General features: G+C 49.7%; 10 protein-coding genes. 1 reads left to right on the forward strand and 9 read right to left on the reverse strand.

Features of this window, described 5'->3' with window-relative positions:
• Positions 1-112: 112 nt before the first annotated feature.
• Positions 113-493, forward strand: coding sequence for a helix-turn-helix domain-containing protein (locus tag ACYVB1_RS10050; protein WP_460923421.1), 381 nt, complete (start codon positions 113-115; stop codon positions 491-493).
• 191 nt (positions 494-684) lie between these two features.
• On the opposite strand, the gene ACYVB1_RS10055 is transcribed toward ACYVB1_RS10050, so the two are convergent.
• The 9 genes from ACYVB1_RS10055 to ACYVB1_RS10095 form a co-directional block, all read right to left on the reverse strand.
• Complete coding sequence (locus tag ACYVB1_RS10055; protein ID WP_460923423.1) at positions 685-2,094, reverse strand: glycoside hydrolase family 28 protein; 1,410 nt, start codon at positions 2,092-2,094, stop codon at positions 685-687.
• Positions 2,095-2,162: 68 nt separating this feature from the next.
• The gene (locus ACYVB1_RS10060) at positions 2,163-2,564 is read right to left on the reverse strand and encodes a VOC family protein (RefSeq protein ID WP_460923425.1); all 402 of its coding nucleotides are present in this window, start codon (positions 2,562-2,564) and stop codon (positions 2,163-2,165) included.
• Between the two features lie 209 nt (positions 2,565-2,773).
• On the reverse strand, positions 2,774-3,991 hold the full coding sequence (locus tag ACYVB1_RS10065; protein ID WP_460923427.1) for a dienelactone hydrolase family protein: 1,218 nt from the start codon (positions 3,989-3,991) through the stop codon (positions 2,774-2,776).
• A gap of 23 nt (positions 3,992-4,014) precedes the next feature.
• Positions 4,015-6,408, reverse strand: a complete 2,394-nt coding sequence (locus ACYVB1_RS10070) for a glycoside hydrolase family 95 protein (RefSeq protein WP_460923429.1) — start codon at positions 6,406-6,408, stop codon at positions 4,015-4,017.
• 138 nt (positions 6,409-6,546) lie between these two features.
• Entirely contained in the window at positions 6,547-7,362 is an 816-nt protein-coding gene (locus ACYVB1_RS10075) for a rhamnogalacturonan acetylesterase (protein ID WP_460923431.1), read from the reverse strand.
• 22 nt (positions 7,363-7,384) lie between these two features.
• On the reverse strand, positions 7,385-8,158 hold the full coding sequence (locus tag ACYVB1_RS10080; protein ID WP_460923433.1) for a rhamnogalacturonan acetylesterase: 774 nt from the start codon (positions 8,156-8,158) through the stop codon (positions 7,385-7,387).
• Positions 8,159-8,274: 116 nt separating this feature from the next.
• Complete coding sequence (pelA, locus tag ACYVB1_RS10085) at positions 8,275-9,441, reverse strand: pectate lyase (RefSeq protein WP_460923543.1); 1,167 nt, start codon at positions 9,439-9,441, stop codon at positions 8,275-8,277.
• A 181-nt stretch (positions 9,442-9,622) separates the two neighbouring features.
• Complete coding sequence (locus ACYVB1_RS10090) at positions 9,623-11,401, reverse strand: glycoside hydrolase family 28 protein (protein WP_460923435.1); 1,779 nt, start codon at positions 11,399-11,401, stop codon at positions 9,623-9,625.
• 12 nt (positions 11,402-11,413) lie between these two features.
• Positions 11,414-13,156 (reverse strand): glycoside hydrolase family 43 protein, encoded by a 1,743-nt coding sequence (locus tag ACYVB1_RS10095; protein ID WP_460923437.1) that lies wholly within the window; start codon positions 13,154-13,156, stop codon positions 11,414-11,416.
• Between the last annotated feature and the right edge of the window lie 27 nt (positions 13,157-13,183).

The following is a 13,183-nucleotide window of genomic DNA, read 5'->3' on the forward strand; positions in this document are numbered from 1 at the left end:
CTGGCACAAGGTCTTTTACCCTTTCCCATTGCTCGTTTGTCAACTCCATGAGAAACCAACATATTAACTCAAGCTGGGATTCCCATTTTTGAGATAGCCTCTAGCGCGGAACATGGTGCGGCAGAAACTATTAAACAAGAAAAAGACGAAAAGCTCGAGGCTGATAGAGGATATTATGCTGTACATCAGCCAGAACATTTATGAGCCTGACGCGTTGCGAATGGAGCGGCTGGTCAAAAAATTCAACTTCTCACACAGCTACCTCAGCGTGTTCTTTAAAAAGCAAACCGGTGAGTCGCTGCAGCAGTACATTCTGAAGTACAAGCTGAAGATGATAGAAAGTCGCCTGCAATCTGGTGACAGGAGTATCTCTGAAATCGCTTATGAATTTGGCTTTACGGATGGGAGCCACCTGAACAAGCTTTTCAGGAAGTATAATGGTGTTGCGCCGGGTGCTTTTAAAGCCGGTCATGCTGGTGAAAAAGCAAAATAAGCGGCTATAAAAAGGGCTTATTTGCTTGCTGGTGAAAACATGCAGTAAGGGCATGAGTTGTTGCTTCTTTTGGGTAACTACTTCTAACAAAGCACAAATGACTTTTGCCATTGTCGGTGTTGTCACCAACAACTGTGTGCTCAGGTGAGCAGTTTTATAGTTAAAGTGCAGCGCCCCCTCCTACACATGACTTAATTCTGTACTTCAGGCGTATCTTCAGGCTTGATTTCTTCGCCGTTGATGATGACGTCGTTGAACAGCACGTCTTTTACATTAGAGAACTTATAAGGCACCTCCACCTTGTCTATCTTCACGTCGATCAGACGGATATTCTGTACCGGCGACTGCTCGTAACCCTCCAGCAGCACCCCTACTTTTCCGCCATTCTGCACCGTCATATTCTTTACCTCTATGTTGCGGACAGTAGGTAGGTAAGGGCCTTCGTCTTCGTAGAACATATTCACGCGTATTACCTGCTCTGCCACCTGCCCCACTTCGATGTTGCGCAGGTACACATTCTCTACTACGCCGCCTCGCATCGAGCTTGTTTTAATGCGCAGGGCTCTGTCAAGCAAAGGGCTGTTCATGGTGCAGTTCTCTGCAAATACGTTCCGCACACCACCTGAAATTTCGCTTCCTATTACCACGCCACCATGCCCGTTTGCCATGGAGCAGCCTTGTATAATAATGTTTTCGCTTGGCACATTAATACGGCGGCCATCAGCATTCCGGCCAGACTTGATCGCGATGCAATCGTCTCCCGTGTTAAAGTAGCAGTCTTTGATGAGCACGTTTTTGCAGGATTCCGGATCACAGCCGTCGGAGTTTGGCCCCTGGCTCTCTACGGTTACTTTTTGTATGGTGACGTTATTGCACAGCACCGGGTTGAGTATCCACATAGGTGAGTTGATGATGGTAACACCCTCTATCAGCACATTCTCGCAACGATAAGGCTGCACGAACTGCGGACGCAGGTAGAAGCCTTCGCCAAACTTACGCTCACTTACCGGCACGTTGTTTTCTGTCATGTCGAACAAGGCGGCTCTTTTGTCGTCATCCGTCTGGTTAGGTGTACCTTCTTTCCAGCCACACTTCTTGTTTCCTTTCCAGGGCCACCAGTTGGTTTCATTTGCCTGGCCGTCTAATGTACCTTCACCCGTAATGGCAATATTCTTCTCTTCGAAGGCGTAAACCAGGGGCGAGTAGTTCATCAGTTCTACTCCTTCCCAGCGGGTAAACACCAACGGCAGGTAATCTTTTGGATTCGTTGAAAACAGGATGGTGGCGCCTTTCTCCAGGTGCAGGTTCACGTTGCTTTCGAGGTAAATAGGTCCTGACAAATACTTTCCTGCCGGCACCACCACACGTCCGCCTCCTGCCTTGCTACAAGCTTCTATCGCCTCCTTAATGGCTGTTGAATTATCTGCCTTGCCATCTCCCCTTGCCCCATAGTCTGTTATGTTGAAATCTCTTTCAGGAAACGTCGGTGGCACAATCTGCGTCAGAATTTCGGCGGCTTGTGCCCAGGCATCTGCAGACGCTGCCTCTTCTGACTGATTCGCTGTTGAATTACTTTTACTGCAGGAAGAGAAGGTAGCCATAAGCAAAAGGGCACAGAAAGGAAAGGCGAGGAATCTCATTTTCAGATAATTAAGTCAGGGCATGTTTTTTACTGTCTCTCAGTTGCTGCCAGCATAGGCCGGCCACGTTTGCACAACTGCAGGGCAAACCCCCATGGGTCGCGGAGCATCACCAGGTGTGAACCATCCTCATACTGCTGATCAGACACGACACTGGCTCCAGCCTTTTCCAGACGCACTTTGTCGTGGGCAGGGTCTTCAGAAACAAAGGCCAGGTGCACCAGCAGCGGGTTCATATCGCGGTAAGGCGGCACCTCATCTGCAGGATTTAAGTAAATTTCAATCATAATCCGGTCGCTGTCATCCGCCAGGAACGTCATATAAGGTGGTTCCTGTAACTGCTTCACGACCTTCAGGCCCAGATGCTCCACATACCACGCCGCCATAGCCAGCGGTTCTTCCACATTCAACGCAAAATGTTCTAACTTCATAGTTAATTATATACTTGATTAAGTTGCCTTCACTTTCTACTTCTAAAGCCAGACTTCATTTTCTCAACATAAGCAATATTTTAATGTCATTTCGGCCATGCCTGAGACGAGAGTCGAAAGGGACCTGCGTAGCAGTGAGAAATCTGTGATATTGCGGGGTCATGAAATAATTCAGATTTCTCCCTTAGGTCGAAATGACAGACGAGGCATTACTTCAACCACTTCTCCAGCCAGGCAAAAGCGTCTTCCTGCATGGCAATCGTCATTGAATGCGGAACATCATAATACCTGCACGCAAACTTATCAGAAGCTTTCATTTTAGAATAAACTGTAGCGAGCTTTTGTTCTGCCGCCTGCATGCCAGCTATACTGAAAAGCTTGTCCTGCTTGCAGTTCATCACCATCAGGGGACGCGGTGCATTCAACGAAGCCACATCAGGTAAATCGAGGAACTGGTACTGGCGCGGCACATACATCATCCAGGTATGGTGCGCATGCTGCTGCAGCATCTGCTGGTAAGTAGTAGAAAAAGCAGCTACCACGCCTGTCTTTATCCGTGAATCCAAGCCAAACAAATAAGTGCTGCGCAAGCCGCCCAAAGACAAACCGATACAACCAATCCGCTCCGGATCTACCTCTGGCCGGGAAAGCAGAAAATCTACGGCCACTCTGTCGTTTTGAGCGATGATGCCGAGCCAGGTGGTGCCGGAGGTCAGTATGGTTTTGTTCATGGCCACCTCATTCGGCCCGGCCAGTTTATTAAAGAGTTTTATGCGCTCACTTCTATCGGCTTCCTCAATAGCCTCAAAGTATCCTTTCGGAGCTATTAACTGTTCCGGGTCCAGCTTCTGAGAACCGAAATATACAGCATCGGGGCAAAGCACTACAAACCCCCGCTTCGCCAGTTCATCCGCATAATACCGCCCCTCATACAGGTTCTGCACATACTCCACCAGTATGTCTGGCTGATTGTCAGTCAGGGTATGTTTCTCTTTTCCAAAGAAGTAAAATCCGCCGTGGTCGTGTAGCGCTATCACAGCAGGTGCTGGTTTGGTCAGGTTATCTGGCACCAGCAGGAAGGCTTCTGTTTTCTGCAAGGCATTTACGTTATACCGCACCAGGTACTGCGTATAGCCGTCCCGCTTGGTGGTACTTAAAACTTCTGAATTCAGCGGCGCAGGCTCCGGGTTGAAAGCAAGCAATTCGTTGAGCTGCGCTTTGGCCGTTTTCCGCCACTTCTCCACACTCCGCCAGTTTCTTGACAGGTAAGATAAACTGCTGTTGTTTTTGTTGGAGTAGGCATTCAGCAGCGGGTAGAAATTTCCTACATCGGATTTAAGTTGCTCCTGAGCCTGTAAGGTGCTGCTCACACAGCACAACGAGGCGAAGATGCAAGCAAACCAAATGTTAAAGATTTTTCTTATCATAAAGTATGGCAAAAAGGCGCTTCTTACTTTGAATGAAGCTGGTATACCTTGCCTTTTTTAGTTGTTAAATCTACTTCAATTACTTCAGGCATGTCTGCTATTTGCAGATCTGCTTTTGCTGAAACCAAGGGTTCTTTCACCGCAGCTGTTTGGTAAAAAGGGTTTTTATTCTCTCCCCCGGCCTTTCTCAACGCACCTTTTCCAGCTAAACTTAAAGGGCTTGAAGTACGGATTCTGCAATTGCCTCCCAGGTTTGAATGCACCGTCAGTGTTTTTACTTTTCCGTTCTCCCAGCTCATGTCCAGCACAAAACCTCCTCTTGCCACCAGGCCCTTTACCTCACCAGATTGCCAGGCATCTGGCAGCGCAGGAAGCAAATGAATAGCTCCGTCGTGGCTTTGCACCAGCATTTCGGTTATACCAGACGTACACCCGAAGTTTCCGTCTATCTGGAAAGGCGGGTGCGCATCGAATAAGTTCGGGTAAGTGCCTCCTCCTTCTCCAGAGGCCTCACTACCTGCAGGTGTTAACTGATCCTGAATAAGTTTGTAGGCGCGGTTACCATCCAGCAGTCTTGCCCACAGATTCACTTTCCAACCCATAGACCAGCCTGTAGACCGATCGCCACGGTACACCAGCGAATTTCTGGCGGCAGTAAACAAGGCAGGATTACTGAACGGAGACACCTGGTTACTTGGGTATAAACCATACAAATGCGACACGTGTCGGTGTTTGTCACCTGTTCTGTCCCAGTCATGCATCCACTCCTGCAACTGGTTATGCTGCCCTATTTGCATGGGCGGCAGTCTGTCTCTTTTTGCTTTTACCGTATCTGCAAAAGCTTTGTCTGTGCCCAATACCTCCGCTGCGCTAATTATATTGGAAAAAACATCAAATACCAGCTGGTTATCCATGGTAGTGCCTGCCGCAATAGAAACACCGCTTTGGTGCGCGTTTTCAGGCGACATGGAGGGTGTTACCACCAGCCATTTGTTCGTGGGTTCCTCCTGCAGTACATCTACATAAAACAGGGCTGCACCTTTCAGCACAGGATACATCTTCTTCAGGAATTTTTTATCGCCTGTAAAAAGGTAATGCTGCCAGATATGCTGCGTAAGCCAGGCTCCCCCCATCGGCCAAAGCCCATAAAAGGCGCCGTCTATAGGACCCGTCATGCGCCAGATGTCGGTGTTGTGGTGCATGTTCCAGCCTCTGGCCTTGTACATGGTTTGGGCACTTTCTTTGCCTGTCTCCGCTAAGTCTTTGAGCATGGCAAAGAGCGGCTCGTGCATCTCCGGCAGGTTTGTTACTTCCGCTGGCCAATAATTCATCTCGGTGTTGATGTTGACCGTATACTTGCTGTCCCAGGGCGGCGAGACTTTATCGTTCCAGATACCCTGCAGGTTGGCAGGCTGGGTACCAGGCTGTGAGCTGGAGATAAGCAGATACCTGCCAAACTGGAAGTATAGCGCTGCCAGATGCGGATCGTTTCCGTTGGCAAAAGCAGCCAGGCGTACATCAGCAGGTTGCTGCGCCGCCTCGGTTACACCCAAGTCTAAAGACACTCTGTCGAAGTACTTTCGGTAGCTTTTAATGTGGTCCTCCTTCGCCTGTTCGTACTTCTTCCTGCTAGCCTCACTTAAGTACTTCGCTGCCTTTTCGGCTTCATTGCCACTTATATCTTTATAGCTTCTGAAGTTGGTACCCATCGAGATATAAAGGGTTGCAGCATCGGCACCTGTAATCTGCAACGAAGTGTCCGTAGCAGAAACGGTTCCTCCTTCCACAACAGGTTGTACCTGCGCCTGGAATTTGACCTTACCTTTTTTGTTGTCTACATCGCCTGAAACGCCTGCCAATACCAGTTTGTTTTGCGCTGCTGCCACTGTGTATTGCTTATGCGGACTATCCATACTTAGCATACAGGTGATGCTTTTCGGCCTGTCGGCGGTTAACCTGATGATAAGCACCTCATCAGGAAAAGAAGTAAACATCTCCCTATTAAAAGTAACGCCATCCACTTTATAAGTCACAGAGGCTATCGCCTGCTCAATATCCAGGTCGCGGTAATAATTTTGTGCGGTGTCATGGTGGGGAAAAGTCAGGTATAAATCTCCCACGGGTTGGTAGGGCATCCCATAATTGTTGTCGGCGGCAGCCTGCCTTGGGACTTTCTCCAGTGCCAGCGCTTGTGCCTCTTTATGCCTCCCTTCAAAAATCAGCCTGCGTATCTCGGGGAGGGCACTGTTCAATGCTATGTTGACGTTGTTGCCTGGCTCACCCGCCCAAACTGTTTCTTCGTTTAGTTGCAGCTGCTCACGCTCAGGATTTCCGAAGACCATCGCACCGATGCGCCCGTTACCGAGCGGCAAAGCTTCGTTCCAATTGGCCGCAGGTTTTGTATACCACGGTTTCAAGGCTGGAGCCTGTGCAGACTGTGCAAAAGCATTGCTACACAGAAGCCACCACATAAATGCTACCAAGTAAAGGCGATTGAATTTATACATGCATACTAAGTTCAAGTTTGCTGCTGATATCCCCCTCTTGTTTTAATCTTACTTCTTCGCCGACGGCTCTGCCGACTTAAGTTTTTTCATACCGTCAAACACCAGCTGCGCCACTGCTCTTGCACCCTCTGGCTGGAAGTGTGTGTTGTCCTTTTGCCCGTCGGGATAGGCTTCGTACTTGCCGGCAGGCAGATTCATAAAGCAACTTTTGGTGACATAGTCCTGGCCTTTGGCCGTGAAGGCATCAATAGAGAGTTGAGTCAGGTCAATGAGCGGCACCTGCAGTTCTTTTGCGACGTCCTTCACCGCCTGCGGATATTCACCGTGCACATTGCTGAGTTTGCCGTCTTTCCAGGGGTAGTTGCGGTTGACAGGGGTTAGCAGGATAGGCAGGGCACCTTTCTCCCGCGTCTGTTTTACATACAGCCGCAGGTACTCTTTGTAGGCGGGCACGCTGGTATAACGCTCCGGCTTGTTCTCAGCGGCATCGTTGTGCCCGAACTGCATCATGACCACATCGTTTTTCTGCAGCGCATTATGTACCTCTGCCCAACGGCCTTCTTCAAAAAAAGTACGGGTGCTTCTTCCGCCTCTTGCCTTGTCCACCACCACTACACTGTCGCTTTTGATAATATTTCGAATTTTCATTAGGCTGTCGGAACGCATAAACGGCTGAAACACCTGCCCCCACCCCGCTATCGGATAACGTGTGGTCATGTAATCTTTTTCGTCATAATTTCCGGTATAATCCGCGACAGTCGAATCGCCGATGAGGTATACTTTTACCGGCTTCTTTTTGGACGGCGCGAAAGCAACGAAGGCAATACTTACCAGCAAGATCAGGATTCCGATGCACTTTTTCATAGAAGTGGTTTCTGATTTACGTTTACTTTTTCAACAGCTTTGCTATTTCAGGTAAAGCTGTCTGCATTTCCTCCGCCACCAAATCGCTTACCCGAAAAGCGCCGTAAGCCGACAGGTGCGTATCATCTGTGCGCCCTTCCGGCAGCGACTCGTACTCGGTCGGCTCCAGGTGCAGGAACAGCGCCTTCGACTTTTCTTCGCCATAGCGAGATACCAGTTCTCTTGTTCTTTTCTCCAGGTCCAGCAGCGGCACGTTTTGTTTCTTAGCTACCTCTCTTACCACCTCCGGATACTTTCCGTGTGTATCTATTAAGCTTCCATTCTCGAACTTCCTGCGCACAATGGGTGTGGCCAGCACAGGTATAGCTCCTTTGGCTCTTGTTTCAGAGATGTAGCGTTCGAGGTTTTTGCGGTAATCTGTTTCCGGTGCAGCGTAACGGGTGTGGTCCTGGTCTTTCTGATCATTGTGGCCAAATTCGATGATGACGTAGTCGCCCTTCTTCAGCTTTTGCAGCACTTTGTCCCAGCGCCCTTCGTCGCGGAAGCTTTTGGTACTGCGTCCGTTTACCGCATGGTTCTCTACCTTCACGCCTTCCTGCAGGTAGAGCGGAAACACCTGGCCCCATCCTTTCTCGGGATTTCCCTTGCTATAGGGTTTGTCGGCTACAGTAGAGTCACCTATCAGAAAGATGGTGGTTTCTTTCTTCTGGATGTAGCTAAGCAGGGGGAGCATCAGGAGCACTAGCAGTCCCCATCGTATAGCGTTTTTAAAAAATACTGCGTTCTTCGTTATCATATCATGCATAGCTTTTATCATTCGCTCAAGCGCTGCACTTTAAATCTGTGCAGCCAGCGGCTTTAGCGTTTTTAGAATCGGCCGCTGCCGTTTACTCCGGAGCAAAAGCAACCTGTCTAAATTTTATCAGGCAACTTATTACGGTGTGATTCCCACTTCTGCTTCCATTCAGGACAATCTTTCTCCAGCAGTTCCTGCGAGGCATTGACATACCAGCTATAGCCATTTCTTCGCTCCTCCTCTATCTCGGAGAGCCTGTCCCGCACGATTCCATCACGGCCTACAAACATCGGCTGGTTTGTTCCTATCTCATAAAAACGAGCCCACAAAGGAGGTGCCGAGGGGTCTTTGACCACCACGGCATTATAGCCTTTCTTCGTGGAAGGATCCTTTACCCTATCCACCCGGATTCCGGTGATCTTCACACGTTCCAGCCACGATACCGCACCTTCCACGGCACGTATCACACCAGGCCCCGGGTTCTCCATTTCCATCAGGTACTTTACAATGCCCACACTTTCACTCCCGCTGATAGATGGTAACTCATAAGCACGTGCTTTTTGGGGGCGAAAGTCGTAGCGGTCGTGCTGTGCACACCATGCAGTTAATCTGCCATCTATTTTTATCTGTATTTGCAGAATAACATGCAGGCCTTTTTCAATGGCTTTAGCTGCCAGATTAGTTCGTGCAGGGTCTACAAAGGTGTAGGGGTGCTTTCTCTGGGCTACATCACGTAACAGTTGCATCACTCCGATCATGGCCCTATCGTTAAAAGTGATGTGTTCATAATACCCTTCCCGGAGAGGATAGAATTGGGGCCACCCCCCATTCTCATATTGGGCTTCCAACAGGTAGTCTATCCCCCGCAGAAAGCTTTTTTTATACTTCTCCTGCCCCGTTGCCTCATAAACCCTCGCCATGTATTCCAACTGCGTGAAGGTGGCACCATTGTCAATTGTTGCTACATCCTCCTTCTCTGCTTTGGACATGAGCACCTTTTTCTCTTCATCAGACAAGACCTTTGCCATATCCGTGTTCTTATGCCAGCCTCCGTTATCGCGCTGATATAAGAGGAGATTACCGGCGATGCGGACAGCTTCAGAACCGGAATACCAGCTTTGATTCTGCTCTAGTATTTCCCTGCCCCACCTGATGGGCTCCGTAGCGCGCGCAGTTTGTGTTTGCCCGGCACAACTGGTAGAGCAGATGCAGCATAGCAGGTAAAATACCAGTGGAATAAAGTTGTGTGTCAGAGCGTGGAGCTTACATTTAAAGGAATTGATTGATTTGATAGACACAAAAAGTTGTTTCTGCCTTACTGCCTCCAAATAATTCCGATTTCTCCTACCGCGAGTCCTGTTCATAATATTTTCACATACTTTAAATCAGCTGTAAATAGCCGGCAGAGGGTTTATACTAAGCAGAAAGCATCCTATGCTAGCCACAGGATGCTTTCTGCTTATACTACTGCTCCATTGTGAGTGCAGTGTTGTTCAGGTCTTTGCCTTTGGATACCTGCTGTGAAGCGTTTTTGAAGTCTTTGCTTTCAAGCTTTACATTGTGTGTGAGTGGCCCCAGTACTTTTACTACCGGCCCTTGTGTCTCGTCATAAGACAAACCTTTTACATCAATGTTTTTGCTGTTATAGATCGTCAGGGCAGGTCCTTTATCCGTTATCACCTTCACGTTCTTCAGCGTAATGCCGTCTGCATCTACCGCCGTAATGCCTTTCTTCGCCTTCAGCACTGCATTCTCGATGTTCACGTTTTTCAGGTTCATCTCTGGCAGGCCTTGTAAAGCTACTGCCTCATCTGCTCCGGCAACCCGGATGTTTTTCATGTAAATGTCTTTGAAGGAAGGAGTTTCAACAGTTACGGGAACAGGCTTCTCGTCTCTGGCTTCATCGCTGGCTCTCTGGTCTTCTTCCAGCACCGGCGAGTTACCACCATAAAACAGGTTAAAGCTGATGGCTTGCGTAGGGATGTCAATCATGTCGATGTTGGAGATATAGATGTTCTCCACTACCCCTCCTCTGCCGCGTGTACTTTTAAAGCGAAGGCCAATATCCGTACCCATGAAAATGCAGTCAGACACATGCACGTTTTTCACACCTCCAGACATCTCGCTGCCTACCACAAAGCCACCGTGGCCATGGTACACTGTGTTATTCTTCACAATCACGTTTTCAGTGGCCATGCCTCTCTTACGGCCGTCTTCATCCTTACCGGATTTGATGCAGATAGCATCGTCCCCCACGTCGAAGGTATTGTTGTAAATGACAGCGTTTTTACACGACTCCAGATCCAGTCCGTCGCCGTTTTGTGAATACCAGGGGTTGCGCACGTTCAGGTTCCGAATGGTTACGTCTTCGCTCATGAGGGGGTGCAGGTTCCAGGCAGGGGAGTTCTGGAAAGTCGGGCCGTCCAGCATCACTTTTTTGCAGTCTATCAGGCTCACCATCACCGGGCGCAGGAAATCCCTTACAGCCTCATACTGCTCTTTTGTTTTTAGGTGCGTGGGCACGTTGAAGTTACTTCCTGGTGTATCGCCTTTCATGGCATTTGCAGAAGGGTACCACATCTTGCCATCTTCGGTCACCACGCCACCTGATTTCACCAGGTTCTTCCACTGTGCATCGGTCATCTTGCTTTTTTTCACAGGACGCCAGGCATCGCCGGAGCCGTCGAAAGTGCCTTTGCCCGTAATGGCAATGTTTGTTAAACCTCTTCCCGATATCGGCGACTGGCAACGGTAGGTCTCCAGGCCCTCAAAGCTGGTTTTCACGAGCGGGTAGTCGTCAAAGTCTTCACTGAAAATAACCATGGCACCGGCCTCTGCATGCAGGTTGATGTTGTTCTGCAACACAATAGGGCCTGTCAGCCACATACCGCGTGGTATCACTACCTTCCCTCCGCCCTTAGCAGCGGCGGCTGCTATGGCTTTCTCAAAAGCCTGTGTGTTCTTGGTAAGGCCGTCTCCTACGGCACCGAAATCCACGATGCTGACACTGTAGTTCGGGAAGCTTGGCTCCTGCACGCGTGGCATGTCAAACTCGAGCCCATCATAAAGAGTGGCTTCCACATTGCTATTCGCACTGGCACCTGTGGCTGCCGTCGAAGCGCTTGCTGTTGCAACGGAGGCTTCAGGTTGTGCGGAAGGCTGGCGCTGGCAGGAGAACTGGAGCGCGCCGGTAAGGCCTATCAGCAGGAACAGTCGGTTTACGGATATCTTCTTTGTATTCATATGCTTTGTTCTTTATTTCTTGCTTTGAAAGGTGGAGGATGTATTTGGCGTAATTCTGAACCAGTCATAATCGGCGTAGCCGGAATCGTTAATCTTGTCTTCTCTGGTGGCAAAGATGCCAACCTTGGCCCCAATCCAGCGACCAGGAACAGCAGTGAAGGTGTTTCCTACTGTTTTAAAATCATTCCCGTTTTCGCTGTAACTGAACTGGCATTTTGCGCCTTTGTCCACGTTTACCCGAAGGTATACTTCGTTGCCGTTCAGCTTGCCCAGCAGTTGCTCGTTTTCGGGTGTGCCTTTGTGCGCATCGTCTACAGTAGTATAGGCTAAATAAATACCATCCTTCTTGCTTACAAGAGAGAGGTGTGCGTAATCTTCGCCCATCACTAGCAGGCCGGTGCGTTCGTTCTGCAGCTTTGGATTAGGAGTGAATTTTAGCTTCGTGGTGGCGGTGAAGGTCTCAGCAGGGAATTTCTGCAGCAGCAGGTTCGGCACATCCCAAAAGTTCTTATAGTCTTCCGGCAACTGGTCTGTGAACAGACGCAGCGCGCCTTTGCTTCCTGTGGCAAAAGCCCAGGTTGCTTTCGGGTTCGCATGCCACTGCCACTGCAGGCCAAGCCCGTTCCCGTCAAACTCATCAGACTCCTGGGGCGTTACCACCGGATATGTTTTGCCCACATTGGGCTTTTTGTAACTGATTACCGGCTCACCTTTGCCATCGCCGTCTTTGTCCTCGCCAATCACCGGCCAGTCGTTCACCCACCTCATCGGCTGCAGGTGCACAATACGCCCATAGGCTTCTACATCCTGGAAATGGAAAAACCAGTCTTCGCCTGAAGGTGTTGTTACCCAGGCGCCCTGGTGCGGCCCATTGATGCTGGTGTTGCCCTGGTCCATCACGACTTTCTCCTCGTAAGGGCCATACACGTTTTTAGAGCGCAGCACCAGTTGCCAGCCAGTGGATACACCACCTGCCGGAGCAAAAATATAGTAGTACCCGTTGCGCTTGTAAAACTTGGGGCCTTCTACTGTTGGGTGCTTATCGTGGCCGTCGAACACCATCACGCCATCATCCAGCAGCTTGGTGCCATCCGGACTCATCCTGTTTACCACCAGTATACTTTTGATGCCTGCCCGGCTGCCGGCGTAAGCGTGCACAAGGTAAGCGTTGCCGTCCTCATCCCACAGCGGACAGGAATCAATCAGGCCTTTGCCTGCCTGCACCAGCACGGGTTCTTCCCACTTGCCTGCCGGGTTCTTGGTCTTCACCATGTAGATGCCGTAGTCCGGATCGCCCCAGTAGATGTAGAACTCACCGTTGTGGTGCCGGATGGCGGGAGCCCATACCCCATTGCCATGCTGCGGCTTCGCGAAATGCTCTAGAGGCGTGTTACGGTCCAGAGCATAGCCGATGATTTTCCAGTTCACCATGTCTTTTGAATGCAGTATCTGCAGACCGGGAGCCGCGTTGAAACTGGAAGAAGTCATATAATAGTCATCGCCCACGCGGCATACATCCGGGTCAGAGTAATCGGCGTGAATGATGGGGTTTTTATAGGTACCGTCCCCCTGGTCTGCCACCCACACTTTCGACACCTCCGTAGCAGTTTGTGTGGAGGTAGCTGTTGTGGTGCTGGTGCTTTTTTTGCTTTGGGTTAAACCCGACGAGCAGGAGTAGCTCCAGCAGGAAAGCGCCAAACTGGTGTATAGAAAAAGGCGGTTGTGCGTCATGATAAATGGATTTGCAATGGTCATTTATACTATAGTGGCTCCTGTGCCTAC

It is taken from the genome of Pontibacter brevis (genome assembly GCF_054779655.1).